Here is a 26626-nt window from a genome sequence, read left to right as displayed (position 1 = left end):
TTTTATCTATAGTGGGTTGAAGTGGTAAATTGTGGGGGAAAGTGGGAAATTTCCTCCTGGTTAGGTAAATCAAGGGATCTCATGTTCCGTGGCGTCGCAACACTAAACCTGGATAGTAAAGGCCGGCTGGCAGTGCCCTCCAGGTATCGTGACGCGCTGATGGTGCATGGCGCCGGGCGAGTGGTGGTCACTGCCGATCCCAGCCAGTGTCTGTTATTGTTCCCGCTGCCGGAGTGGGAACCCATCGAGAAAAAACTCAATAGCTTGTCCAGCTTCAATCCCCAAACGCGCAGTTTGCAGCGTCTGTTGGTGGGTAATGCAGCCGATCTGGAATTGGATGGCGCGGGGCGTGTCTTGCTGCCGGCCATGTTGCGCCAGTTTGCCGCGCTGGAAAAAAACGTGGTGCTGGTAGGCCAGGGCGTGAAATTCGAATTGTGGAATGAGGAGCGCTGGCAGGCGCAAATGGAACAGGCGCTGGTGTTCAGGGATGGCGCCATGCCGCCCGAGCTTGAGGGCTTCTCTCTGTGAGCTTTGGCTTGCAGCACGAAACGGTTCTACTTGAGGAAGCGGTTGCAGCACTGAACATCAAGCCGGACGGCATCTATGTAGATGCAACCTTTGGTCGTGGCGGACACAGTCGCGCGATACTGGCGCAATTGGGAGCGAACGGGCGGCTGATCGCATTTGATAAAGATCCGGCTGCCATGGTGGCGGGGCAAGGCTGGCAAGACCCTCGTTTCGAGATCGTTCATAGTAGCTTTGCGCAAATGGCGGAGGCTGTGTCCTCGCGTGGCTTAACTCAAGTGAGTGGTGTGTTGATGGATTTGGGTGTGTCTTCACCGCAGCTGGATGATGCTGAGCGCGGTTTCAGTTTTCGTTTCGATGCGCCGCTCGACATGCGTATGGACACCACGCGCGGGCTGTCTGCCGCCGCTTGGCTGGCGGATGCTGATGAAGGGGAGATCAGGGGGGTCATCAAGGATTATGGCGAAGAGCGGTATGCTAAATCGATTGCAGGCGCGATTGTTGCGCAGAGAGCGGGCGCGCCGATTACAACCACCAAAAGGCTTGCGGATCTCGTGGCGGGAGTCGTGCCCACGCGCGAGCCAGGGCAGAATCCGGCGACCCGCACCTTTCAGGCTATACGGATTTACATCAATCGGGAGCTTGAGGAGTTGTCGCTAGCGTTACCTCAGGCCGAGCAATTGCTTGCTCCCGGCGGGCGTTTGGCGGTGATCAGTTTTCATTCGCTGGAAGACCGTATCGTCAAGCGCTTCATGCGTGAAGTGTCCAGTCCGCCCGAGCTGCCGCGTCGTTTGCCGGTTCGAGCTGCGGATATTCCGATTCCGGAAATGCGTTTGGTGGGGCGTGCGATTCGTCCAGGCGCTGCCGAGGTCGCCGCCAATCCACGTGCGCGCAGCGCGATTTTGCGTATTGCCGAGCGATGCGGGGTGGCTGAGTGAGCCGGCTGCATCTCGTGTTATTGGCGCTGGTCGTGGTCTGCGCGCTGGGGGTGGTGAACAGTCAGCATCATGGTCGCCAGCTGTTTGTTGCCTTGCAGCAGGAACAGGCGCAACAGCGCAAGCTGGATGTGGAGTGGGGGCAGCTGCAACTGGAGCAGAGTACCTGGGCAATGCATGGGCGTATTGAAAAGCTGGCGAAAGAGCGCCTGCAAATGCAGGTGCCGTCTGCCGATCGGGTACAAGTAGTAAATGACATGGTGGGACCAGCGCAATGAGCCGTATTGCCACACGCCCCTCCAGTCATTTGCTGGAGTTGCATTTGCAACGCTGGCGCGGCCGCGTTGTGGCCGGTTTGTTGATGCTGTGGTTGTTGGCGCTGGTAGGGCGCGCGGTGTATTTGCAAGGGCTGCACCATGATTTTCTACAGCGCAAAGGGGATGCGGTGACCAACCGGATCCTGGCCTTGCCTGCGCACCGGGGCATGATCACCGATCGTCGCGGGGAGCCGCTGGCGATCAGTACGCCCATGGAGTCGTTATGGGCCAATCCCGGCACAGTCAGTGCCAGCCAGGAGCAGGTCAAACATCTGGCGAAGTTGCTGGAAATACCGGTAAAGGATCTGCAAGCCCGCTTGAATGACAAGGACCGTGAATTCGTATACCTCAAGCGTTTATTGCCACCTGACCAGGCGGCCGCTGTGACCCAGTTGGGGATCCCGGGGTTGTATCTGCGGCGCGAATATCGCCGTTACTACCCGTCAGCGGATGTCACGGCGCAGTTGCTGGGTTTTACCAATATTGATGATGCGGGCCAGGAAGGCGTGGAGCTTAGTTATCAGAATTGGCTTGCCGGCATACCAGGCAGTCGCCGGGTCATGAAAGATAGACGCGGCAATATTGTGGAAGATGTGGAGAGCATCCAGAGTCCGAAGCCGGGGCGTGATCTGGTGTTGTCCATCGACATGAAAATCCAGTATCTGGCCTATCGTGAATTGCAGAAAGCCGTGATCGACAATAAGGCGAAGGATGGTGCGATTGTGGTGTTGGACGCGAAAACCGGTGAGATTCTCGCGCTTGCCAACACCCCGTCTTACAACCCCAACAACCGTGAAGGCGTCAAGCTCTGGCAGATGCGAAATCATGCGATCACCGATGAGTATGAGCCGGGTTCAACGATGAAGCCATTTACGATAGCGGCCGCGCTGGATGCGGGTACGATCAAGCCGGATACTGTGATTGACACTGGTGATGGTACCTATGAAGTGGGCAATCGGCGCATTCACGATACGCATGCCAACGGCATGCTTACCATTTCGCAGATTATCGAGAAATCCAGCAACATCGGCGCGGCCAAGATTGCGCTGGAACTCAAGCCGGAGTATCTCTGGAATGAGCTGCACAAGGTGGGGTTTGGTACCGCGCCGCAGTTGGGATTTCCGGGTGTGGCCAGCGGCCGTCTGCGCCCGTATCAACGCTGGCACACGATTGATCAGGCGACCATGGCTTATGGTAATGGCATCGCGGTCAGTCTGTTGCAAATGGCGCGTGGTTATACCGTGTTTGCCAATGACGGGGCGATGAAGCCGGTTACTTTGCTGAAACAGGATGACCCATCCAGCAAGGAAGTGCAGGTATTCAGTCCGGCGACGGCGCATGCAGTGCTTGCCATGATGGAAACGGTGGTTTCGCCGCAAGGCACCGCGCCGCGTGCCCAGGTTGCCGGTTATCGGGTCGCGGGAAAAACCGGCACTGCACATAAACCGGAAGATGGGCGCTACTCTGCGCACAAATACATCGCCTCATTCATCGGCATGGCACCCGTCAGTAACCCGCGCTTGATTATCGCAGTGATGATTGATGAGCCGGATGCCGGCCAGTATTACGGCGGTATTGTCGCTGCTCCAGTATTCAGCAGCGTAATGGGCGGCGCGCTGCGGATACTCAATGTGACCCCGGACAATCCTACTGGCAACGTCGTATTGCCACCGGCATCCAGCCATGCCGAAGAGGAGTCGATGTGATGGCGGCACCGGATGTAGAGCAAACCGCAGGCGATATCCTGGCAAGTCTGGCTCGCCAGGGTGTGTTGCTGGAAAATCTTACGGCGGATAGCCGCATGGTCAAACCGGGTTGCGGGTTCGCTGCCTACCCGGGCGACACCAGCGATGGCCGCGATTATCTGGATCAGGCGATTGCCGCAGGTGCGGCAGGCGTGCTGTGGGAGCAGCGTGACTATGCCTGGCCGCAGGAATGGTCACAGCTACCTAATGTAGCGGTGACCAGATTGAAAGATCGTATTGGAGAAATTGCCGCAGCAGTGTACGGCAATCCATCCGGCAAATTATGGATGATCGGTGTGACTGGGACCAATGGCAAAACCTCCTGCGCGCACTGGCTGGCGCAGAGCTTGTCCGGCAGCGGCCGGCGCAGTGCTGTGATCGGTACGCTGGGTAACGGTTTTCCCGATGCGCTGACACCGTCCGCCAACACCACTCCCGATGCCATTGTGCTGCAACAGGCGTTAGCCGGATATGTCGAACAAGGAGCGAGCGCTGCGGTGATGGAAGTGTCCTCGCATGGTCTGGCGCAAGGCCGGGTAAATGGCGTGCAATTTGACGTGGCCGTACTCACCAATCTTTCGCGCGACCATCTTGACTACCACGGCGACATGGCCGCTTACGCTGCGGCCAAAGCTGCGCTGTTTGAATGGCCGGGACTGCGCTACGCGGTACTTAATGTAGATGACGAGTTAGGTCGCACACTGGCCGGGAAATTACGTGGCAGCAAAGTTGAAGTGGTGAGTTACGGCATGCGTAACAGCCGCGTACGTGGCACTGCGCTTAAATTGAGCGCAGCAGGTCTGGAAATGGAGGTCGAATCCGAATGGGGCAAGGCGCATTTGGTCTCACCGTTGCTCGGTAGTTTCAATGCGTACAACCTGCTAGCCGTGCTGGCTACATTGCTGGTCAGCGGTATGCCGATGGCAGCTGCAACGCAGCAGCTGGCAGCCATCAGACCGGTAGCCGGCCGCATGCAGGCGCTGGGGGGAAATGGCAAGCCGGTGGTGGTAGTGGACTATGCGCATACACCGGATGCATTGGAAAAGGTGCTTTGCACGCTGCGCGAAATCAATCCGCACGGAAAGCTGGTCTGCGTATTTGGATGCGGGGGCAAGCGCGACGCCGGCAAGCGCCCGCAGATGGGCGCCATTGCCGCCCGTCTGGCTGATCAAGTCATCGTAACCTCAGACAATCCGCGCCATGAAGATCCATTGGTCATCATCGCCAATATCACGGCTGGCATGAGTGGGGACTATTGCATCGAAGCGGATCGCGCTGCAGCCATATCGGCGGCCGTGCGGATGGCCGGCGCTGGCGATGTGGTGCTGGTGGCAGGAAAGGGACATGAGGATTATCAGGAGATTCAAGGTGTGAGGCATTCATTCAGTGATATCGCCGTTGCCACCCAGGCGCTGGGGGCGTGGGCATGATGAGGCTTTCCAGCGCCGCCGCCGCCATCCATGCTGATATGCGCGGCACGGATGTGGAATTTACGCGCGTCGCCACCGATACCCGCACTATCCAGTCCGGTGATTTGTTTGTGGCGATCAAAGGCGAGCGTTTCGATGGTCATCAATTTGCCCGGCAGGCGCTGGATAAGGGCGCGGTGGCGGTCATGGTCGCTGAGGGCAGCGGTTGCGATGTGCAGCCTATGTTAGTCGTTGGCGACACGCGTCTGGCACTGGGTCAGCTGGCTGCCTGGTGGCGTGCGCAAATGCCTGCGCGCCTGGTGGCGATCACCGGTAGCAATGGTAAAACCACGGTCAAGGAAATGCTCGCGGGAATTCTGCGAGCTGCCAGTTCCAGCGATGCGGTGCTGGCGACGCAGGGCAATTTCAATAATGACATTGGCATGCCGCTCACGCTGTTGAGACTGCAGCAGCAACATGAATACGCGGTCATCGAGATGGGCATGAATCACCAGGGCGAAATTGACTACCTGACGCGGCTGGCGCACCCCGATGTGGCTTTGGTGAATAACGCTGGTGCAGCGCATGTCGGCATGCTGGGTTCAGTGGAAAACGTGGCGCGCGCCAAAGGCGAAATATTTGCCGGTCTGAAAGACGGTGGAGTGGCGGTGATCAATGCCGATGATGTTTACGCCGGATTGTGGCGCAATTTGGCGGGTAAACATCCGGTACTGGATTTCGGGATCGGGCATGGTGCTGTTCGTGGTAGCTACAGTGCGCATGCTCGCGGCAGTGAAGTGACGCTGCATACGCCGATTGGCCAGTTTCAATTCAGTCTGCAGGTGGCTGGAGAACATAACGTGCGCAATGCGCTGGCGGCAGCTGCTGCGGCACTGGCATTAAATATCAATGCGGACGCAATTGTGAAAGGCCTGTCCGGATTCGGCGGGGTGGGCGGACGTCTGCAATTCAAGTCTGCACTGCATGGCGCAACCCTGATTGACGATACCTACAACGCGAATCCGGATTCGGTAAACGCTGCACTGTCAGTACTGGCGGCGAATCCGGGCACAAAAATCCTGGTGCTGGGGGATATGGGCGAGCTGGGTGAGGAGGCTGCGGCGATGCATGCGGCGATCGGCCATGCCGCGCGCACAGCAAACATTGATCGGCTGCTGGCGTTGGGAGAGATGAGTGCGGAGGCGGCTAAAGCATTCGGTCACGGCGCGATGCATTTCGAACGCATCGAGGAATTGCTGGCGGAACTGGAAAACCGGCTGGATGCAGAAACGACTGTATTAGTAAAAGGTTCCCGTTTCATGCAGATGGAGCGGGTCGTGCAAAGTTTCGAGGTCAAACGCTAATGCTGCTCTGGCTTACCCAACATATGGCACATGATGTGCGCGCCTTCAATGTGTTCAACTACATCACCTTGCGTGCGGTACTGGCGACATTGACCTCGCTCACCATCTCGTTTGTGGTCGGGCCAGCGGTTATTCGCAAGCTGGCTTCAATGAAAATCGGTCAGTCGGTACGTGATGACGGTCCGCAAACCCATCTTGTCAAGGCTGGTACGCCGACGATGGGCGGTGCGTTGATCCTGGTGTCCATTACCATTTCCACCTTGTTGTGGGCGGATTTGTCCAACCATTACATATGGGTTGTATTGTTTACCACGCTTGGTTTCGGTGCCGTCGGCTGGGTAGACGATTACCGGAAAGTCGTGCACCGCAATCCCAAAGGTCTGTCCGCCAAGGCCAAATATTTCTGGCAGTCGCTGATCGGTTTGATTGCCGCCTTGTTTATTGCCTACTCCACGCATTTGCCTGCGCAGACCGAATTGATCGTGCCGTTCTTCAAGCATGTCGGTATTCCGCTCGGTGCATTCGGTTTTGTCGTCCTGACATATTTCGTCATTGTAGGTTCCAGCAACGCGGTCAATCTGACCGATGGGCTTGATGGGCTGGCGATCATGCCCACGGTAATGGTGGCCTCGGCACTGGCTATTTTTGCCTATGTGGCGGGCAATGCGGTGTTTTCCAGATATCTCGGTGTGCCGCATATCCCGGGTGCGGGTGAACTGGTGGTGTTTTGTACTGCCATGGCGGGAGCGGGGCTGGCATTTCTGTGGTTTAACGCCTATCCGGCAGAAGTGTTCATGGGCGACGTTGGCGCGCTGGCATTGGGCGCCGCGCTGGGCGTAGTGGCAGTGATCGTGCGCCAGGAGATTGTGCTGTTCATCATGGGCGGTGTGTTTGTGGTGGAAACCCTGTCTGTGGTGATCCAGGTGGCTTCGTTCAAGCTGACTGGCAAGCGGGTATTCCGCATGGCGCCGCTGCACCACCATTATGAATTGAAAGGCTGGAAGGAGACGCAAGTCGTCGTCCGCTTCTGGATCATCACCATGATGCTGGTGCTGATCGGTTTGTCCACGTTGAAGCTGCGCTGATGAATTTATACGGACAAAATATTCTGGTACTCGGGCTGGGTGATACCGGCCTGTCTGCGGCGCGCTGGCTGGCGCGGCGCGGTGCCACGGTGCGTGTGGCAGATACCCGTAGCGCGCCACCCAATCTGGCGCGGTTGCAGGAAATGCTGCCTGACGTAGCCGCTTCTGTTGGCCCGTTTCGCAGTGCCGATTTCGACTGGGCTGAACGTATCGTGACGAGTCCCGGCGTCGCCGTGTCCGAGCCCTTGATCCAGCAAGCCATGCAACGCGGCGTGGCGGTGGAGGGCGATGTCGAGCTGTTTGCACAGGCTGTTCCTGCCGCTGCAAAAGTCATTGCCATTACCGGTTCCAATGGCAAGAGCACCGTCACCAGCATGGTCGGTGCAATGTGTGCGGGGGCCGGTAAAAAAACCATCATGGCTGGGAATATCGGCCTGCCTGTGCTGGATGCGCTTGAAGATCATCCAGAAGCGGATATTTTTGTACTGGAATTGTCCAGTTTTCAGCTGGAAACGACGGCCAGCCTCAATGCCACATCGGCAGTCATGCTGAATATCAGCGAGGATCACCTCGATCGTTACGCCGATCTCAATGCCTATAGCGCGGCCAAGGCGCGCATTTTCAGCGGTGATGGCATACAGATATTGAATCGCGACGATGCGACCAGTCTGAGCATGGCGCTGCCCTGGCGCACGGTGCTGACATTCGGGCTGACCGCGCCCCTGATGTTGAATGAATTCGGCATCAAGGACGGCTGGATGTGGGAGGGCGAGCATCGACTCATGGAAATCGACCAATTGCCGCTAGCCGGTTTGCATAATGTGGCTAACGCGCTGGCTGCGTTCGCACTGTGTCGTGCAGCAGGTTTGCCGATTGCGCCCTTGGCCGAGGCGCTGCGCCAGTTCCGTGGCCTGCCGCATCGGGTGGAGTGGGTGGCGAGCGTCAACGGTGTCGAGTTCTATGACGATTCCAAAGGCACGAATGTCGGTGCTACCGAGGCTGCATTAAACGGAATGAACAGGAAAGTGGTGCTGATCGCCGGTGGCGATGGCAAGGGACAGGATTTCAGTCCGCTCAAGGCGGCCGTTGCCCGGCACGCACGTGCCGTTGTACAGATCGGCCGCGATGGCGCATTGATTGCCGCCGCCATCGCGGATTCAGGGGTGCCGGTGTTGCGCGCTGAAAGCATGCCGGACGCAGTGCAAGCCGCATTTTCAATCGCCCAATCCGGTGATGCGGTCCTGCTTTCACCCGCCTGCGCCAGTTTTGACATGTTCAACAATTATGCCCATCGCGCCCAGGTGTTTGTAGACGCGGTGCGCGCCTTGTCCGGAGTCACCGCATGAGTTCCGCGACAGCTGCCGCCATGCCGCGCCGCAGCGCGGTTCCGGAATATGACTTCGCGCTGATGTGGATCACATTGATTCTGCTCGCCTTTGGTCTGGTAATGGTGTATTCGGCATCCATCGACATTGCCGAGGCGAGCCGCCGCACCGGCCACAATTCGGCCTACTTTCTGATTCGCCAAGCCATGTTCATTGGCCTGGGTATCGCGGCTGGTTTTGCTGCATTTCAGGTGCCGATGCGCGAGTGGCAGCGTGCTGCACCCTGGCTGTTTATTGGCGGCCTGGGCCTGCTGGCGATTGTGCTGATTCCGGGTGTCGGGCGCAACGTCAACGGTAGCCAGCGCTGGCTGCCGCTGGGGGTTCTCAATCTGCAGCCATCGGAATTGATGAAGCTGGTGGCGGTGCTCTACGCTGCTGACTATACAGTGCGCAAGGCTGCCTTCATGCACAGCTTCAAGCAGGGTTTCATGCCGATGCTGATCGTCATGCTGCTCACCGGTTTCCTGTTGTTGCGCGAGCCGGACTTCGGCGCGTTTGTGGTGATTATTGCCATCGCCATGTCAGCGCTGTTTCTGGGCGGGCTGAATTTACGTATTTTTGCCGGATTGATTGTATTGCTGGTCGTCGGTTTCGTGGCGCTGATCTGGAGTTCGCCTTACCGCCTGCAACGTATTGTCGGTTTCATGGATCCGTGGGCGGACCCGTTCGGCAAGGGCTATCAGTTGTCGCACGCGCTGATTGCCTTCGGGCGTGGCCAGTGGTTCGGGCTGGGGCTGGGTGGCAGCGTGGAAAAATTGTTCTATCTGCCGGAGGCGCATACCGATTTTCTGCTGGCCGTCATTGCCGAAGAGCTGGGTTTTGTGGGTGTGCTTGCCGTGATTCTGCTGTTCGGCTGGCTGATCCTGCGTGCCTTCCAGATCGGTCGTCAGGCGGCCGGGCTGGAACGCCATTTTTGCGCGTTGACGGCGATGGGTGTGGGCGTGTGGCTGGGCGTGCAGGCATGCATCAACATGGGTGTGAACATGGGGCTGCTCCCCACCAAGGGTTTAACCCTGCCATTGCTGTCGTTTGGCGGCAGCGGAATTGTCGCCAACTGTATCGCCATCGCGCTGTTGCTGCGCGTAGACCATGAAACGCGTTGCCTGATGCGCGGAAAGAAGGGCTCATGAGCGGCGTGCGGACACTGATGGTCATGGCCGGCGGAACGGGCGGTCATATCTATCCGGGACTTGCCGCCGCAGATGCGTTGCGCAATCACGGCTGGAATGTGGTCTGGCTGGGTACCCGCCACGGCATGGAGGCACGTCTGGTGCCGGAGCATGGCTACCCGATGGCCTGGCTATCGCTCGGCGGTGTGCGGGGTAACGGTTTGCTGCGTAAGTTGTTGTTGCCGGTGACGCTGCTGGTGGCGTTTGCGCAGGCACTGCGCGCCTTGCTGCAGCATCGCCCCGATGTCGTGTTGGGTATGGGGGGCTATCCGAGTTTTCCGGGCGGCATGATGAGCGTATTGCTGGGCAAGCCCTTGGTAATCCATGAACAGAATTCAGTAGGCGGACTCGCCAATCGCGTGCTGGCATGCGTGGCTGATCGGGTATTAACCGGTTTTCCTGACGTTTTCAAAAGCCGGCGCGATAAACCGCTACCGTGCGGCACTGTGACCACGACATGGGTAGGAAATCCGGTGCGCAATAGCATCGCTGCATTACCTGCTCCGCAGGCACGCGCCTTGTCGCAATTACGTTTGCTGGTGGTGGGTGGCAGCCTCGGTGCTGCGGCGTTAAATGACGTGGTGCCGCGTGCGTTGGCACTGCTTCCGGAAGCTGAGCGTCCCGCGGTCATTCATCAATCCGGCACCCGGCATGCGGACGGCTTGCGTGCCAATTATGCTATGGCAGGGGTGGTTGCGGATGTGCGTGACTACATCGCCGACATGGCAGAAGTATATGCCTGGTGTGATCTCGCTGTGACCCGTGCGGGCGCTTTGACCATCGCCGAGCTTGCCGCCGCCGGTGTGCCTGCCGTGCTCGTGCCTTATCCCCATGCGGTGGATGACCACCAGACCACGAATGCGAGATTTCTGAGCGAAGCCGGTGCCGCTTTGCTCATGCCGCAAGACGAATTAACGCCGGATAGTTTGGCTGCAATATTGCGCAGCCTGAATCGGGAAAAATTATTGGCTATGGCACAGCATGCGCGCGCACTGGCCAAGCCGGATGCCACCGAAAGCGTGGCGCAGATATGCATGGAGCTGGCAGCATGAAGCATAAAGTCAAACAGCTGCATTTTGTCGGTATTGGCGGCGCGGGTATGAGTGGCATTGCCGAAGTCCTGGTCAATCTGGGTTTCGTCGTGACCGGTTCCGATGTGGCCGAAAATGCAGCTACGCAGCGCCTGGTAAAGCTGGGTGCCAAGGTATTTTACGGTCATGCCGCAGCGCACATCAGTGGTGCAAATGCAGTCGTGGTTTCCACCGCAGTGAAAGAAGACAACCCGGAAGTCATGGCGGCGCGTGAAAATCATATCCCGGTGGTGCCGCGCGCAATCATGCTGGCGGAATTGATGCGCTTGCGTCAAGGCATTGGCATAGCCGGCACTCATGGCAAAACCACGACCACTTCGCTGATCGCCAGCATTCTGGCGGAAGCGGGTATGGACCCGACGTTCGTCATTGGTGGCCGCCTGGAAGCGGCGGGCGCCAATGCGCGCCTGGGCAAGGGTGAATTCATTGTGGTCGAGGCGGACGAGTCGGACGCCTCCTTCCTTCATCTCACGCCGGTGCTGGCAGTGGTGACCAATATCGATGCCGACCATATGGAAACCTATGGCCACGATTTCAACCGCCTGAAGCAGGCATTCGTGGATTTCGTGCAGCACATTCCTTTTTACGGCATGGCGGTGTTGTGCAGCGACGATGCCAATGTGCGGGAAATCATGCCCAGCATCAGCAAACCAGTGACTACCTATGGATTGAATGACGGCGCCGACATCCGCGCGGTGGATATTACCCATAGCGGTGGTCAAATGCGTTTTGGCGTGATCAATGGCGGCGGGCGGCGTGTGATGGAAGTCACCCTCAATCTGCCCGGTCTGCATAACGTGCTCAATGCGCTGGCAGCGATCGCCGTCAGCCTTGAGGTCGGCGCGGCCGAAGGCGCAATTGTCAAGGCATTGGCAGAATTCAGCGGCGTAGGCCGACGTTTCCAGCGCTATGGTGAAATTGAAATTGCGGGCGGCGGCAGCTTTACGCTGGTAGACGACTACGGCCACCATCCGGTGGAAATGGCCGCCACATTGGCGGCAGCGCGTGCTGCATTTCCGGGGCGGCGCCTGGTGCTGGCGTTCCAGCCGCATCGCTATACCCGCACCCGTGACGTGTTTGAGGATTTCGTCAAGGTATTGTCCGGTGTGGACGTGCTGCTGCTGGCCGAAGTCTATGCCGCAGGCGAAGCAGCGATCGTCGCGGCGGATGGGCGTGCGCTGGCACGGGCGCTACGCGTGGCGGGCAAGACCGAACCGGTGTTTGTCGAACATATCGATGAAATGCCACGCACCGTGCTGGATACGGCACAGGACGGCGACGTAGTGCTGGTCATGGGTGCCGGATCCATCGGTCAGATACCCGCGCAGATTGTGGAGGCAGCCAATGCGACGCAATGAAGAGCTCGGTCATAGCGCCTCGGGTGGGGCGATCAGCAACACCGGCACGCGCGGCGAAGTGCGTCTGCACGAGCCCATGGCCAGGCATGTGAGCTGGCGTGCCGGCGGGAGCGCCGAGCGCGCTTATATCCCCGCTGACATGAGTGACCTGGCTGAATATCTGCGCGGATTGCCGCCTGATTTGCCAGTGACTTTCGTCGGGCTGGGCAGCAATTTGCTGGTACGCGATGGCGGTGTGCCAGGCGTGGTGGTGTTGTTGCATGCGGCATTGAAGCGCATCGCGTTGGAGTCGCGGGTCAAGGGAACCAGTTGGGAAGGCGAAGCGGTCGAGGGGCACGGTGTGGTGTATGCCGAAGCTGGTGTGGCCGCACCCAAGCTGGCGCGTTATGCAGCCAGCCATAACCTGGTGGGTGCCGAATTCATGGCCGGCATTCCCGGTACGGTAGGTGGCGCGCTGGCGATGAATGCCGGCTGTTACGACTCGGAAACATGGGATGTGGCGGCGCAGGTGTTGACGCTCAATCGTAATGGATATTTCACCGAGCGCAGTGTGGCTGATTACACGCTAGCGTACCGCCACGTGGCATTGAACAGCGGGGCAGACGAATGGTTTGTGGGTGGCTGGTTCCGTCTGGCACGCGGCGACGGCGCCGCATCCCGGCAGCGTATCAAGGATCTGCTGAACCGCCGCATCGCCGCCCAGCCGCTGAATCTGCCGAATGCCGGGTCGGTATTCCGTAACCCGCCAGGTGATTTTGCTGCGCGCCTGATTGAGTCGTGCGGCTTGAAAGGCATACGTATCGGTGGTGCGCAGGTATCGGAAAAACACGCCAATTTCATTGTCAATACAGGCGGCGCCACAGCCGCAGATATTGAAAATTTGATCGACGAAGTGGAATACCAGGTAAACCGGCATTCCGGCGTAAGGCTGGTCCGCGAAGTACGCATCATCGGGACACGAATGTGAGTGAAGCAATGAAAGAATTTGGAAAAGTCGGGGTGCTGCTGGGTGGGCGCTCGGCAGAACGTGAAGTGTCGTTGAAAAGTGGTGCTGCGGTATTGGCCGCATTGTTGCGCCAGGGTGTGGATGCGCACGCGTTTGACCCGGCGGAACGCGATTTGGCAGCGCTGGCGCAGGAGCATTTTGATCGTGTCATTATCGCCCTGCATGGCCGCTATGGTGAGGATGGCACGATACAGGGTGCGCTGGAATTGATGGGTATTCCGTATACCGGCAGCGGTGTGATGGCATCGGCATTGGCGCTGGACAAATGGCGTACCAAGTTGCTGTGGCAAGCCGCGGGGGTGCCCACTCCAGAGTACGCGTTGCTTGATGCAAGAACCGATTTCGATGGCGTGGTAAGCAAGCTGGGATTGCCGATTTTCGTCAAGCCGGCACGTGAGGGATCCAGTATCGGAATGAGCAAGGTAACGGCAGCAATCGATCTGAAGCCTGCCTGGGAAAAAGCCGTGCAGTTTGACCCATTGGTACTGGCAGAACGCTTCATATCGGGTGGCGAATATACCTGCGCAATTGTGGGTCCGAACGTATTGCCGATGATTCGCCTGGTGCCGAAAAAGGATTTTTATGATTTCGAGGCCAAATATTTGCGTGAAGACACCGAATACCGGGTGCCATGCGGCCTGTCTGCTACTGAAGAGGAGTCTATCCAGGCACTGGCGCTGAAGGCTTTTGATGTATTGGGGTGCAGAGGCTGGGCGCGACTCGACGTGATGCTGGATGAGGAGGGGAAGCCGTATTTTCTGGAGGCGAACACGTCACCCGGGATGACCGATCACAGCCTGGTACCCATGGCGGCACGCGCGGCAGGAATGGATTTCGACATGCTGGTACTGAAGATTCTGGAGACCGCTCGTGTGGGATGACGAGGCCGCGCTTGCGCGCCTGACCCGCTGGAGCCTGTGGGCAACCGCACTCCTCGTGCTGTGGGCATTGCTGGTGCTGGCCTCGCGTCTGCCCTGGTTTGATTTGCGCCAGATCAAAGTCAATGGTGCCGAGCATGTGACGCGCGAGCAGGTGAATCTGGTGGTGTACCAGCACTTGCGCGGGAATTTTTTCTCGGTGAATCTGGATTCGGCGCGCGCCGCTTTCACCAAGTTACCGTGGGTGCGCAGCGCCAGCGTGCGCCGACACTGGCCGGATGGGCTGGAAGTGACGCTGGAGGAACACAAGCCGCTGGCTCGCTGGGACGATGAAGGATTGCTGAATACCTATGGTGAATTATTCCAGGCGGCCACCGCACAAAAACTGCCGCTGCTGTCCGGGCCGCCTGGCAGCGAAAAGGAAGTGGCGCAGCGCTATGCCGATTTCACCCGCATTCTGCTGCCCTTGCATCACCGGCCAATCGAGGTGGATTTGAGTGCGCGACGCGCCTGGAGTATCCGTCTGGATGGCGGCATGAGTATTGCGTTGGGCCGTGAGCACGTGGATACGCGTCTGGCCAGTTTTGTCGAGTTGTATCCGCGTACGCTGGCTAACGTGGCAACACCGGTTAAATATGTGGATTTGCGTTACCAGGATGGCTTTGCAGTGCGCGTGCCGGTCGCCGCCATCAAGCATGCCGGATTGCCCGACAAGCAATCCAGTCGAAATCAATTACATCGAGATTTAATACATAGCGCCCGCTTGGTTACGGGGCAAGGAAAGCTGGGATGAGCAGATACAAGGACACACGCGAGCTGATTGTCGGACTCGATATTGGCACCTCAAAAATTCTCGCGATCGTGGCAGAGTTGTCGCCCGATGGCGAAGTGGAGGTGATCGGCATGGGCAGCCACCCATCACGTGGTCTGAAAAAAGGCGTGGTGGTGAATATCGAATCCACCGTCAGCGCAATTCAGCGCGCACTGGAGGAGGCCGAGTTGATGGCGGATTGCAAGATACGCGAGGTTTACACCGGTATTGCCGGTAGCCATATCAAAAGCTTCAACTCGCATGGCATGGTGCCGATCAGGGACAAGGAAGTCAGCCAACTCGATGTGGACAGGGTAATCGAGACAGCGCGCGCGGTGAATATTCCTACCGATCAGCAAATCCTGCACATCCTGCCGCAGGAATATCTGGTGGACGGCCAGGAAGACGTGCGTGAACCGCTCGGCATGAGCGGCGTACGCCTGGAAGTGAAGGTGCACATTGTGACCGGCGCGGTATCCGCTGCGCAAAATATCATCAAGTGCGTGCGCCGCTGCGGTCTGGAAGTCCGCGACCTGGTATTGCAACCGCTGGCTTCTGCGCTGGCTGTGTTGACCGAGGACGAAAAAGATCTGGGTGTGGCGCTGGTAGACATCGGCGGGGGTACCACCGATATCGCGGTGTTTACGCAAGGGGCGATTCGCCACACTGCCGTGATACCGATCGCCGGCGACCAGATTACCAACGACATCGCGCTGGCGCTCCGCACTCCATTGAAGGATGCGGAAGATATCAAAATCGCGCATGGCTGTGCGTTGCGTCAGTTGGCTGGGGCGCACGATATGGTTGAAGTGCCGGGAGTGGGTGAACGCGCTCCGCGCCAGTTGTCGCGCCAGACGCTGGCCGAGGTCATCGAGCCGCGCGTGCTGGAACTGTATGAATTGGTTCAGGCCGAGTTGCGGCGCAGCGGATTCGAGGAGCTGATGCGTTCCGGCATCGTGATTACCGGGGGCTCTGCAGCAATGCAGGGCATGGTGGATTTGGGCGAGGAAGTATTTCACATGCCGGTACGGCTGGGGCTGCCGCAATACACCGGCGGCCTGTCGGAAATGATGCGCAATGCACGTTACGCCACCGGCGTGGGTTTGTTGCTGGCAGGTATGGATCAACAAGATCGGCATCAGCCGATGAAATTGTCGGGGAGTTCGGTAAAGCAAATATTGGAGCGTATGAGGGGCTGGTTCAAGAATTTCTGATGGGATAGCAGTCACGGGTTGAGCAGTTAAGTGGTCTGGGTAAATTTTGATTGGTTGATAAAGGAGATGGCAATGTTTGAAATCGTGGATACACAAACGCAGGATGCAATTATCAAAGTGATCGGCGTTGGGGGTTGTGGCGGTAATGCGGTAGACCACATGATCGATTTTGGTGTGCAGGGCGTGGAGTTCATCAGCATCAATACCGATGCGCAGGCGCTGCAGCGCAACAAGGCCAAAATCCAGCTGCAACTGGGGACAGGCGTGACACGTGGACTGGGTGCTGGCGCCAATCCGGAAATCGGCCGCGAAGCCGCACTGGAAGACCGCGAGCGCATCGCCGAGCTGATCGAAGGCGCGGATATGCTGTTTATCACCGCTGGCATGGGCGGCGGAACCGGCACGGGTGCAGCGCCGGTGGTGGCGGAAGTCGCCAAGGAAATGGGTATCCTGACGGTTGCCGTAGTGACCAAGCCCTTCATGTTCGAAGGCAAGCGCGTACGTCTGGCCAATGCCGGCATCGAAGCGCTGTCGCGTCATGTGGACTCGCTCATCATTATCCCCAACGAGAAACTGATGCAGGTTCTGGGTGAGGATGTCTCCATGCTGGATGCCTTCACGGCAGCCAATAATGTGCTGCATGGCGCGGTGGCGGGTATTGCCGAAGTGATTAATTGCCCCGGCCTGGTCAACGTCGACTTTGCCGACGTGAAAACCGTGATGTCGGAAATGGGTATGGCGATGATGGGTTCCGCAGTGGCCAGCGGTGCCGAGCGCGCGCGCCAGGCAGCGCAGCAAGCCGTGGCGAGTCCGCTGCTCGAAGACATCAACCTTGCTGGAGCGCGTGGCGTATTGGTGAATATTACCGCCAGCGCCCACCTCAAGATGCGTGAAATCCACGAGGTGATGAACACCATCAAGAGCTTTACCGCAGAAGAAGCCACCGTGATCGTCGGCGCAGTGGTGGATGAGAACATGGGTGAAGAGCTCCGTGTGACCATGGTGGCGACCGGCCTGGGCAGCCCTGTGGCGCGCAGCCAGGTAAAACCGGTCATTGTTAAAACCGGCACGGATCATCATTACGCGACCTCAACAACGGAATATCAAAGCTCCGAAGCCGAGCCTGCGGTATTTCGCAACAATCGTCGTGAAGCACAGGTCGAAGCAATGCGGCAGTCAGGCATGGAAATGCTGGATATACCGGCATTCCTGCGTAAACAGGCCGACTGAATTTCGGCTGGCTCAAGCAGCCAGCCGAAATTTCGGAATCCGCGCTATAATGCGCTGATTCATTGGAAATATTTGCATGATCCGACAACGTACACTGAAAAACGTGATCCGCGCTTCGGGCGTGGGTCTGCATACGGGCGAAAAAGTCCTGATGACGCTGCGTCCGGCCGCGCCCGATACGGGCGTGGTGTTTCGCCGTATCGATCTGGCCAGCCCGGTGGATTTGCCCGTTTCTGCCGAGCTGGTGGGAGATACCAGGCTATGTTCCACGCTCGACAATGGTCAAGCCAGCGTCGCGACCGTCGAGCACCTGATGTCGGCCCTGGCAGGCCTGGGTGTGGATAACGTGTATGTGGATCTGGATGGCCCGGAAGTCCCGATCATGGACGGCTCCGCCTCATCATTTGTGTTTCTCCTGCAGTCGGCGGGGATAGAGACGCAGAATGTGGCGAAGAAATTCGTGCGTATCAAGGAAACCGTCGAAGTGGTAGAAGGGGACAAATGGGTTCGCTTCGAGCCGTTCGACGGCTTCAAGATCAATTTTACGATCGATTTCAAGCACCCGGTGTTCGAAAAATCCGGCCAGGAAATCACGCTGGATTTTGCCAATACTTCCTATATTAAAGAAGTCAGCCGTGCGCGTACCTTCGGTTTCATGCAAGAAGTTGAGTGGTTGCGCGCCAATGGCCTGGCGCTGGGCGGCAGCCTGGATAATGCCATCGTCATGGATGAATTTCGTGTGCTGAATAACGACGGCCTGCGTTACGAAGACGAGTTCGTCAAGCACAAGGTTCTGGATGCCATTGGTGATTTGTATATTCTTGGGCATCCGATTATTGGCGCATTCAATGCCTACAAATCCGGGCACGCGCTCAATAACCGTCTGTTGCGGACCTTGCTGCAGACGCAGAGTGCCTGGGAGTATGTCAGCTTCGAAGATGAAGCCCGTGCGCCTGCCGGGATTCAGCAATTGTATGCGCCAGCAATATAACCCTGCGTGATCATTATTCGCCTGTTGTTTGTACTGACCTTGCTGGCGCTGGCAGTGTCCGGTGGGCTGTATCTATTCACCGGCAACCGGCGTTACGTCAACTTTGTCTGGAACGTGCTCAAATTCGGCGTGGTGCTGGTGCTTGTATTCGGCGCCTTGGTGGTGGCAGAACGTTTTCTTTTTCTCTGATTGATCACCATGCCATGGTGATCGATATTGTCCTGGCTGCTTGCGTGGCGAATATTTAATCATAAATGGAATAAATTGGCATTCCACCTCGTCTACCCATGCAGGGCATACCAATTTAACAGGTACCGCCTTTGTAAATACCTACAACAACACCCGTGAACGCAAGGAGACAAAATTGAAGACAAATCTTATCGGTAGTTTGGTTATGGCGACCGCCCTGTTTGCAACAGGCGCATCTTTCGCTGCCACAGCGGCCGGCACCCAGCCAGTCGACGCGTCGTCCGCAGAAATGAAAGGCGTGGTCAAACAAAAAGTCGTGTTTCAGGTTAGCGATGCTGACCCGAAAAAATGGAATCTGACGCTTAATAACGTGAAAAACATTCAGCATGATCTGGGCAAGGATAATGTGGATATTGAGGTGGTAGCCTATGGCCCGGGTATTGGCATGCTGAAACTGGATTCGGCTGTCGGCAACCGCGTGGCAGAAGCGCTCGGTACAGGTGCTCATGTGGTTGCTTGCGGCAACACCATGCACAACGCAAAACTGACCAAGGAAGACATGCTGCCCAATATTGGTTACGTGAAAGCCGGTGTGGTAGAGTTGATGGAAAAACAAAGACAGGGCTACGCTTATATCCGTCCATAAATAATCGGTTGGAAGTTAATAGCAGAGGAGAGGTATTCCTGCTTTGACTATGCGGCCGTCGGCTTTTGTCGACGGCCGCAACTTTTTATGAATTCAGAGGGTAAACAGCATTTTTTCGTAATCTGTTTTTCAGATGACCACTCATCCTCCATACCCTGCCGTTGATCGGTTTTCAGTAGACAGCATTACTTCGTTGGGTTGTGATAACGTGTATGCAGGCCATTTAAACGCTTAGATTGGCTTGTTCGGAATCATTACCTCACAGGAGAACGTATGTTTACCAAAAAACATGTTGTAGTTGCACTGAGCTCGGTATTTTTGATCGTTGGGACTAATTTTGCTGTAGCTGCCGGCACAACCACGGTTTCAACAGGTACTGCCAGCACGACTTCCGCTACATCAAAACAGCCGTTGGATCAGGCGTTGACCAGTGTGAATACGAATCTGGACAAAAATCCGGACAATCGCGGGTTGAAGAATGCCAAGGAGCGGCTGGAGCGTAATCAGACACGTATTGAAAAAGCCGAAAAACACGAAAAAGTGGAGCGGGTTGAAAAGACCGAGCGTGTAGAAAAAGCGGAGCGCCCGGAAAAAATTGAACGTCCGGAGAAAGTCGAGCGCCCGGAGAGGGTCGAACGTCCGGAGAGAGTCGAACGTCCTGAACAGGTCGAACGCCCCGATCATTCTTAAATAGGGCATGACATGAAGAGAATAATAGGAAATACGATTCAGGCTAGCGCTTTGGTTGCACTGATTTTGGTCTCAAGCCAGGCAATCGCCGGAAACTCAGGTCTTAGCTTCACCACGGGTCTGGATTACAGTTCGGGCAAATACGGTGGTACACAGTCCACCGACATCACATATATCCCCCTAACGGGGAAATATGAAACAGGACGCTGGATTTTTCAGTTAACTGTTCCCTATGTGCGAATTACGGGCCCTGGCAACGTGACCCAGGGCGGTATTGTGTTGCGTTCGGGCCGGACGACGCGCACCACCGAATCGGGTCTGGGTGACATCGTGGCGGGCGCTACCTATAACGCCTACGCAGGCAACGGCCCGGATCCATTGCTGATTGATTTGACTGGCAAGGTCAAGTTCGGCACGGCAGACGAGAAAAAGGGTCTCGGTACCGGTTCGAATGACTATGCTGCGCAGGTTGATATGTACAAAGGCATGGGGCAATTTACCGCGCTGGGTACAGTGGGTTACAAGGTGTTCGGCAATGCACCTGGGCTCAAACTGGACAATGTGTTGTATGGCTCGGTAGGCGGCGTATACAAAATCTCGCAACAAACCAGCGGGGGGCTGATTCTGGATCTGCGCCAGAAGGTGATTTCAACAGGAGCGTCGCAACGGGATGTCACTGCGTTTATAAGTCATAAGATCAACCAGGACTGGAAAGCCCAGGTTTATGCTGTGAATGGCTTTTCGAATGCCAGCCCGGATTGGGGTGCGGGCGCAATGCTCACGCGGATTTTCTGACGTGGGCTGTTTTCCGTTCGGTAACCTTCACCGCAGCATGCTGTTGGAGAGTGGACTGGTTCGTTAATTCCGGTGGTGCCGGGCGAGCAAATGATCCAATGCGGACTTGAGCTCGCCGGTTTCCAGTTGATCGCTTAGTTGCGCAATATTGTCTAACCCAGCGCGGCTGATTTCCCGTTTTTGCACAGTGCGTGCCGGTACAGGTAGTGCCTGGGCACGTACCTTCACCTGCAGATTTGTCGTTGCGACCCCTTTGCTGCGTAATGTTTCTGCCAGCGTGGACAGTTGCTGACGCAGTTTTGCCGCCACTGCGCCGTTGTCGCAATAAAGCGTTGTCTGACCGAACTCGTCTTGCCCGATATGAGATACGCCAGCCAGGTTCGCGGGCGCCACAGCCTCCCAGATGCGCTGTAAACCAAGTAGTGTTTGAACCTGGGTGGAGAGTAGTCGCAATTTATCGTTTTCAGTCAGAAAAACGTTGGCTTGGCGAGCTGGCAGGGTAGGGCGCATGGAGTGTCTTCGGAATGCAAGTCTGAGTATGGTAACATTGCCTGATTTTCTCGCAACGCGTCAAGGATTTACCCTTTAGCCATGATTTCTTCCCTGCTGAAAAAAGTGTTTGGCAGCCGCAATGAGCGGTTGGTCAAACAGTATATGGCCAAAGTCAAGGCCATCAATGCTCTCGAACCTGTCCTCCAGAAGCTGACCGACGCGGAATTGCGCGCCAGGACGGATGAATTCAAAGCCCGTGTGGAAAAGGGCGAAACGCTGGATCAATTGCTGCCGGAAGCGTTTGCAGTAGTGCGAGAGGCAGCTCGCCGCGTGATGGATCAACGCCATTACGATGTGCAGCTGATCGGCGGCATGGTGCTGCACGATGGCAACATTGCCGAGATGCGCACCGGCGAGGGCAAGACCTTGATGGCGACTCTGCCGTCCTATCTCAACGCCTTGTCGGGCAAGGGCGTGCACATCGTTACCGTGAACGATTATCTGGCCAGCCGGGATGCCGCACAGATGGGGCGTATCCATAATTTCCTCGGTCTCAGCGTCGGAGTGAATCTGTCGCAGATGCCGCATGACGAAAAACAGGTCGCTTACGCTGCCGACATCACCTACGGTACCAACAACGAATTCGGTTTCGACTACCTGCGCGACAACATGGTCTACCAGGTCTATGAAAAAGTGCAGCGCAGCCTGAATTTCGCCATTGTGGACGAGGTCGACTCGATCCTGATCGACGAGGCGCGCACGCCGCTGATTATTTCAGGCCAGGCGGAGAACAGCACTGAACTGTATCTGGCAGTGGATAAAGTCATTCCCAGCCTGACCCGTCAGGAAAAAGAAGACAGCGAAGGCGATTACTGGGTGGACGAGAAAGCCCACACTGTATTGCTGTCCGAGGCCGGACACGAGCACGCCGAGCAGTTACTGACCGGCGCAGGCCTGCTACCACCGGGTTCCAGCTTGTATGAAGCCGCCAACATCGGTCTGATGCACCACATCTACGCCGGACTGCGTGCTCACGCGCTATACCATCTTGATCAGCACTATGTCGTGCAGGAAGATGAAGTCGTCATCGTGGATGAGTTTACCGGGCGCTTGATGTCCGGCCGGCGCTGGTCGGAAGGTCTGCACCAGGCGGTGGAAGCGAAAGAGGGTGTCGCCATCCAGAAGGAGAACCAGACACTGGCTTCGATTACCTTCCAGAATTATTTCCGCATGTACAACAAGCTGTCCGGGATGACCGGCACGGCAGATACCGAAGCCTACGAATTCCAGCAGATTTACGGACTGGAAACGGTGGTCATCCCGACCCATCGGCCGATGATCCGCATCGACAAGATGGACCAGGTATTTCGTACTGCGGGCGAGAAATACCAGGCCATTCTCAATGACATCAAGGATTGCTACGAGCGTGGCCAGCCGGTGCTGGTGGGCACCACCTCGATCGAGAACAACGAATACCTGTCTTCACTCCTGAAAAAAGCCAGGCTGCCGCACGAAGTGCTCAACGCCAAGCAGCACGCGCGCGAAGCCGAAATCATTGCCCAGGCGGGTAAGCCCAAGGCCATTACCATCGCCACCAACATGGCGGGACGGGGTACCGACATCGTACTTGGCGGCAGTATCGAGAAGGAACTCGAAGCCATCCGGCTGGACGAGAGCCTGTCGGACAGTATCAAACAGACGCGCACCCAGATGATCAAAACGGAGTGGCAGCCTCTTCATGACGCCGTGTTGGCGGCTGGTGGTTTGCATATTATCGGTACCGAGCGCCATGAATCGCGGCGTGTGGACAACCAGTTGCGTGGCCGTTCCGGGCGTCAGGGTGATGCCGGTTCAAGCCGTTTTTACCTGTCGCTGGAAGACCCGCTGCTGCGTATTTTTGCCTCCGATCGCGTGGCATCGATCATGAACCGCCTGAAAATGCCCGAAGGCGAAGCCATCGAGCATATCTGGGTTACCCGTGCCATTGAAAATGCGCAGCGCAAGGTGGAGGCACGCAACTTCGACATGCGCAAGCAATTGCTCGAATATGATGACGTTTCCAACGACCAGCGTCAGGTGATTTATCAGCAGCGTAATGAATTGCTGGAATCCGAAGATATATCCGAAACGATTCACGCGATGCGTACGGACGTGTTGAACAGTATCGTGGGCGAATATGTCCAGGCCGGCAGCATGGCCGAGCAGTGGGACGTGGCAGGACTGGAGCGTGCACTGGCAGCCGAGTTTCAGCTGCAATTGCCACTGCAGGAATTGCTGGAGCAGGACAGCAAGCTCGACGAAGATGGCCTGCGCGAGCGTATCGTGGCCGAAGCCAACGCGCGCTATCAGGATAAGGTCACCCAGGTCGGCGAGCCGGTGATACGTCATTTCGAGCGGGCAATCATGCTGCAGAATGTGGATAGCCACTGGCGCGAGCATCTGGCCGCGCTGGATCATCTGCGTCAGGGTATTCACCTGCGCGGTTATGCGCAGAAAAATCCCAAACAGGAATACAAGCGCGAAGCCTTCGAACTGTTTTCTGCGCTGCTCGAAGCCATCAAGCGCGAGGTGACGCAAACGACGGCAACGGTACAGATACGTTCAGAACAGGAAGTCGAGGCAGTCGAGACTGTCACTCCGCTGGCTAATGTGGAATATCAACACGCCGATTTCAAAGAGGATTTTGCAGGTAACCAGGCTGATCATGTCGTTGAGCATGCGCCGGCTGTACCGATACGGAATGAAGACAAGGTGGGGCGCAATGATCCCTGCCCATGCGGGTCAGGTAAAAAATACAAACAGTGCCACGGCAAATTGAGCTGATGCTCTTGGGGATATCTCACTAGAGCTCCCCGGTTCAACCCACACCATTCTGATGAAACGACCTCGACTTCCCCGCACACCGCGCCTGGGCCGCGACACGACACAGCTGTTGCGCCTTGCCATCGCGCTGAGCGTATCTGCAAGCCGTATGGAAGACCGCTTCTGGACGCAGCAACTGGATGCGCAAATTGATAGCGTGCTTGACAAGGGTCAGGAGGACACGCTGGAATCCGCCCTGGATCAACTCTGGACTGCCAATCCGCCGGCTTATGATGCCCTTGCACAGGCCATCGAAGCGCGTAGCAGCGGATTGTTGGATGCTGACGGACGGGAATTATTGCTGATCGCCCTGCCGGTGCAAGCGTGGTCGCGTTACAGTATTGCGTCCGGTGCGATTACGCCGGCGCGATTAACGGAACTGCGCACCCGGTTGCACGATCATGTGCTGGCCGCGGGCGTGCATGTGGGACTGGCGGATGTGTTGTTCAGCCCGGATCAATTGCCGCGCGGCTTTGCTGCGACGCGCAAATTTCTATGCAGCCTGATTGATGTGGTAGAACATGAGCAACTGATGCATATTGACCCGGCTGGTTTGGCTCAAGCCGTCCCTTTCGTGGCCGATGTGCGTTATGTCGTGGGTGCGGTGAAGGCGATGCCGGGCGCGGCAGTTTTTCGCTGGCAGGAAGACCAGCAGAGCCGCGAGCAGGTATTGCGCGACTGGCAGCTGCACGGCGGCAGCGTGCTGCAAACCATGTTGCCGGGTTGTGCAATCGAAGCATTACTGCCCAATGCCTATTTCAGTGCCTGGCGTGAATCGGACCTGTCCGGGCGCGGCTGGGGAGTGCGTTCCACCGTGGACTACCTGAAAGCAATACTGGCGTTACCTGCGGGCTCACTGCGTGTGGTGGTTGCGCCTTTTCATGATCACGTGCTGGAAGAATACCGGATCGGATTTACCCGTACTGGTTCGAATGATGTTCTGCATGGTGTCGTCTGGCCGTTGATCGGCAATGAAGACGAAGCCACCGAAGTGCCAGGCGAAATCGAGGCCATCGTGCGCGCCGCCGGAATTACCGAAGTGCTGCTGCTGAATGAACGTATGCCGCTGGAATATTGTGATGACTGTGGTGCGCCGTTATTCCCCAGTCCGGAAGGTGAACTGGTGCACGCACAAATCCCGGAATCGGCCGAACCCACGCCGCATTTGCATTGAATCAAAACATCAGCTGACCAGGCGCCACAATATCAGCACGGAATCGCACTTGCAGGAATGTCTAAAATGAACTGGTTTGAGACTAAAGCCTGATCAATCAGGCGTGTCTACAATTTGCGTTGTTGATCGCCCTGTACAAAACCAAGCAAAGTGGTGTCCATGTCCTTGCACAAGGCGATGACCTTGAACAATTCACCCATCTCGGCTGGACTCATCAGTTTTTGTAACGCGCTGGCCTGGGGTAGATAGGCACCGGCATCACTTGCCGGGGTGCGTGCCAACAGGCCCGTGATGCCGCAGTTGATCAGGAATTGTGCCTGACTGGTATAGCCCGCCAGGCGCATTCCCGCCTCGATACCGGCTACGGCAATTGCTGTGAAATCCACATGGGCCGTGATGTCCTGCAACCCCGGATAATAAAATGGATCATCGTGCGCATGATGGCGATAATGGCACATCAGCGTGCCCCGGTTGCGTTGCGGATGATAGTACTCGCGCTCGCCGAAACCGTAGTCGATGAGCACCAGCGCGCCGCGCTGCAGGCACTGCGCAAGGCTCTTGATGAATGCGCCAGCCGCCAGATTGATTTCGCTGACATAGCCGGCAGGGACGTCAAGCGCGTGAGCCGCGCCCTGCAAACGTCCGTCAATAATGGCTTGTTCGCGCCATGTGAAAGCATCGTCTACCCAGGCCACGCCGCGTTCGAACAGGGCGTCTGGCATCCAGTGCAACAGGTGCACTGGCATCGCATCGAGTACCTCGTTGCCAACCATGCAGCCTGTAAAGGCTTCCGGGAGGGCATCCAGCCAGCATACGCGTTCCAGCATCTGTGGAGCTTGCTGCAGGATGGTGGTGCGCTGTCTTTCGCGCAAGTCGGCACTCACTTCGAGGATGTAATAATACTCAGGGATACAGTCAAGCGCCGCCAGTTCCTGGAGCAGATCACATGCCAGACGGCCGCTTCCTGCACCTGCCTCCAGCACATCGCCGCCGCAGGTTTGCAGGACTTGGGCCACCTGCCGTGCCAGACTGCGGCCAAACAGGGGAGATATTTCCGGCGCGGTGACAAAATCCCCGGCAGCGCCGAATTTGGCTGATCCGCCGCTGTAATAGCCCTGCCCGGGCGCATACAGCGCCAGCTCCATATAGCGGGCAAAACTGATCCAGCCATCAGTTTGGTGAATAACATCCGTTATATGATGGACGAGCGCGGTACTATGGGCGAGAGCTTCGGGGCTGGGTGTGGGTAAAGGCATGATGCTTGG

The 26626-nt window shown here is 57.1% G+C and carries 25 protein-coding genes; 23 read left to right on the top strand and 2 right to left on the bottom strand.

What is annotated here, in order from left to right; genetic code table 11:
* The first annotated feature begins 81 nt into the window (after positions 1–81).
* From mraZ to ACYCZJ_RS05325, 21 genes are all read left to right on the top strand, one after another.
* Entirely contained in the window at positions 82–528 is a 447-nt protein-coding gene (gene mraZ / locus ACYCZJ_RS05425) for a division/cell wall cluster transcriptional repressor MraZ (protein WP_461553203.1), read from the top strand.
* Positions 525–1463 (top strand): 16S rRNA (cytosine(1402)-N(4))-methyltransferase RsmH, encoded by a 939-nt coding sequence (gene rsmH, locus ACYCZJ_RS05420; RefSeq protein ID WP_461553202.1) that lies wholly within the window; start codon positions 525–527, stop codon positions 1461–1463. Before mraZ ends, rsmH begins: the two co-directional genes overlap by 4 nt.
* Positions 1460–1738 (top strand): cell division protein FtsL, encoded by a 279-nt coding sequence (gene ftsL / locus ACYCZJ_RS05415; protein ID WP_461553201.1) that lies wholly within the window; start codon positions 1460–1462, stop codon positions 1736–1738. The genes rsmH and ftsL overlap by 4 nt, the downstream gene beginning before the upstream one ends.
* Positions 1735–3483, top strand: a complete 1749-nt coding sequence (locus tag ACYCZJ_RS05410; protein ID WP_461553200.1) for a peptidoglycan D,D-transpeptidase FtsI family protein — start codon at positions 1735–1737, stop codon at positions 3481–3483. The genes ftsL and ACYCZJ_RS05410 overlap by 4 nt, the downstream gene beginning before the upstream one ends.
* Positions 3483–4952, top strand: coding sequence for a UDP-N-acetylmuramoyl-L-alanyl-D-glutamate--2,6-diaminopimelate ligase (locus ACYCZJ_RS05405; RefSeq protein WP_461553199.1), 1470 nt, complete (start codon positions 3483–3485; stop codon positions 4950–4952). The genes ACYCZJ_RS05410 and ACYCZJ_RS05405 overlap by 1 nt, the downstream gene beginning before the upstream one ends.
* The gene (locus tag ACYCZJ_RS05400) at positions 4949–6295 is read left to right on the top strand and encodes a UDP-N-acetylmuramoyl-tripeptide--D-alanyl-D-alanine ligase (RefSeq protein WP_461553198.1); all 1347 of its coding nucleotides are present in this window, start codon (positions 4949–4951) and stop codon (positions 6293–6295) included. Before ACYCZJ_RS05405 ends, ACYCZJ_RS05400 begins: the two co-directional genes overlap by 4 nt.
* The gene (mraY, locus tag ACYCZJ_RS05395; protein ID WP_461553197.1) at positions 6295–7380 is read left to right on the top strand and encodes a phospho-N-acetylmuramoyl-pentapeptide-transferase; all 1086 of its coding nucleotides are present in this window, start codon (positions 6295–6297) and stop codon (positions 7378–7380) included. Before ACYCZJ_RS05400 ends, mraY begins: the two co-directional genes overlap by 1 nt.
* Positions 7380–8726: a UDP-N-acetylmuramoyl-L-alanine--D-glutamate ligase gene (murD, locus tag ACYCZJ_RS05390; protein ID WP_461553196.1), complete on the top strand. Its 1347-nt coding sequence runs from the start codon at positions 7380–7382 to the stop codon at positions 8724–8726. Before mraY ends, murD begins: the two co-directional genes overlap by 1 nt.
* Positions 8723–9895 carry a putative lipid II flippase FtsW gene (gene ftsW, locus ACYCZJ_RS05385; RefSeq protein WP_461553195.1) on the top strand — a complete coding sequence of 391 codons (1173 nt, stop codon included), beginning with the start codon at positions 8723–8725 and terminating at the stop codon, positions 9893–9895. The genes murD and ftsW overlap by 4 nt, the downstream gene beginning before the upstream one ends.
* The gene (gene murG / locus ACYCZJ_RS05380; RefSeq protein WP_461553194.1) at positions 9892–10986 is read left to right on the top strand and encodes an undecaprenyldiphospho-muramoylpentapeptide beta-N-acetylglucosaminyltransferase; all 1095 of its coding nucleotides are present in this window, start codon (positions 9892–9894) and stop codon (positions 10984–10986) included. The genes ftsW and murG overlap by 4 nt, the downstream gene beginning before the upstream one ends.
* Positions 10983–12383, top strand: a complete 1401-nt coding sequence (gene murC, locus ACYCZJ_RS05375) for a UDP-N-acetylmuramate--L-alanine ligase (RefSeq protein ID WP_461553193.1) — start codon at positions 10983–10985, stop codon at positions 12381–12383. The genes murG and murC overlap by 4 nt, the downstream gene beginning before the upstream one ends.
* Positions 12370–13350 (top strand): UDP-N-acetylmuramate dehydrogenase, encoded by a 981-nt coding sequence (gene murB / locus ACYCZJ_RS05370; RefSeq protein WP_461553192.1) that lies wholly within the window; start codon positions 12370–12372, stop codon positions 13348–13350. The genes murC and murB overlap by 14 nt, the downstream gene beginning before the upstream one ends.
* A gap of 8 nt (positions 13351–13358) precedes the next feature.
* Positions 13359–14270 carry a D-alanine--D-alanine ligase gene (locus ACYCZJ_RS05365; RefSeq protein ID WP_461553191.1) on the top strand — a complete coding sequence of 304 codons (912 nt, stop codon included), beginning with the start codon at positions 13359–13361 and terminating at the stop codon, positions 14268–14270.
* Positions 14260–15060 (top strand): cell division protein FtsQ/DivIB, encoded by an 801-nt coding sequence (locus tag ACYCZJ_RS05360; RefSeq protein WP_461553190.1) that lies wholly within the window; start codon positions 14260–14262, stop codon positions 15058–15060. Before ACYCZJ_RS05365 ends, ACYCZJ_RS05360 begins: the two co-directional genes overlap by 11 nt.
* On the top strand, positions 15057–16292 hold the full coding sequence (gene ftsA, locus ACYCZJ_RS05355; RefSeq protein ID WP_461553189.1) for a cell division protein FtsA: 1236 nt from the start codon (positions 15057–15059) through the stop codon (positions 16290–16292). Before ACYCZJ_RS05360 ends, ftsA begins: the two co-directional genes overlap by 4 nt.
* 72 nt (positions 16293–16364) lie before the next feature.
* Entirely contained in the window at positions 16365–17522 is a 1158-nt protein-coding gene (ftsZ, locus tag ACYCZJ_RS05350; protein WP_461553188.1) for a cell division protein FtsZ, read from the top strand.
* A 76-nt stretch (positions 17523–17598) separates the two neighbouring features.
* The gene (gene lpxC, locus ACYCZJ_RS05345; RefSeq protein WP_461553187.1) at positions 17599–18513 is read left to right on the top strand and encodes a UDP-3-O-acyl-N-acetylglucosamine deacetylase; all 915 of its coding nucleotides are present in this window, start codon (positions 17599–17601) and stop codon (positions 18511–18513) included.
* Between the two features lie 6 nt (positions 18514–18519).
* Positions 18520–18702 (top strand): hypothetical protein, encoded by a 183-nt coding sequence (locus ACYCZJ_RS05340; RefSeq protein WP_461553186.1) that lies wholly within the window; start codon positions 18520–18522, stop codon positions 18700–18702.
* 175 nt (positions 18703–18877) lie between these two features.
* Positions 18878–19348, top strand: a complete 471-nt coding sequence (locus ACYCZJ_RS05335) for a DsrE family protein (RefSeq protein WP_461553185.1) — start codon at positions 18878–18880, stop codon at positions 19346–19348.
* A gap of 273 nt (positions 19349–19621) precedes the next feature.
* On the top strand, positions 19622–20038 hold the full coding sequence (locus tag ACYCZJ_RS05330; protein ID WP_461553184.1) for a hypothetical protein: 417 nt from the start codon (positions 19622–19624) through the stop codon (positions 20036–20038).
* Positions 20039–20050: 12 nt separating this feature from the next.
* Positions 20051–20833 carry a transporter family protein gene (locus tag ACYCZJ_RS05325; protein WP_461553183.1) on the top strand — a complete coding sequence of 261 codons (783 nt, stop codon included), beginning with the start codon at positions 20051–20053 and terminating at the stop codon, positions 20831–20833.
* 63 nt (positions 20834–20896) lie between these two features.
* On the opposite strand, the gene ACYCZJ_RS05320 is transcribed toward ACYCZJ_RS05325, so the two are convergent.
* Complete coding sequence (locus tag ACYCZJ_RS05320) at positions 20897–21343, bottom strand: DciA family protein (protein WP_461553182.1); 447 nt, start codon at positions 21341–21343, stop codon at positions 20897–20899.
* Positions 21344–21424: 81 nt separating this feature from the next.
* On the opposite strand from ACYCZJ_RS05320, the gene secA reads away from it, so the two are divergent.
* Entirely contained in the window at positions 21425–24148 is a 2724-nt protein-coding gene (gene secA, locus ACYCZJ_RS05315; RefSeq protein WP_461553181.1) for a preprotein translocase subunit SecA, read from the top strand.
* A 52-nt stretch (positions 24149–24200) separates the two neighbouring features.
* A complete protein-coding gene (locus tag ACYCZJ_RS05310) occupies positions 24201–25361 on the top strand; it encodes a DUF2863 family protein (protein WP_461553180.1) in 1161 nt (386 codons plus the stop codon).
* A 107-nt stretch (positions 25362–25468) separates the two neighbouring features.
* Here ACYCZJ_RS05310 and ACYCZJ_RS05305 read toward each other — a convergent pair whose 3' ends face one another.
* Positions 25469–26617 (bottom strand): class I SAM-dependent methyltransferase, encoded by a 1149-nt coding sequence (locus ACYCZJ_RS05305; protein WP_461553179.1) that lies wholly within the window; start codon positions 26615–26617, stop codon positions 25469–25471.
* Positions 26618–26626 lie beyond the last annotated feature (9 nt).

The organism is Sulfuriferula sp. (assembly GCF_054605375.1).
This window is presented reverse-complemented; position numbering and strand designations above follow the sequence as displayed.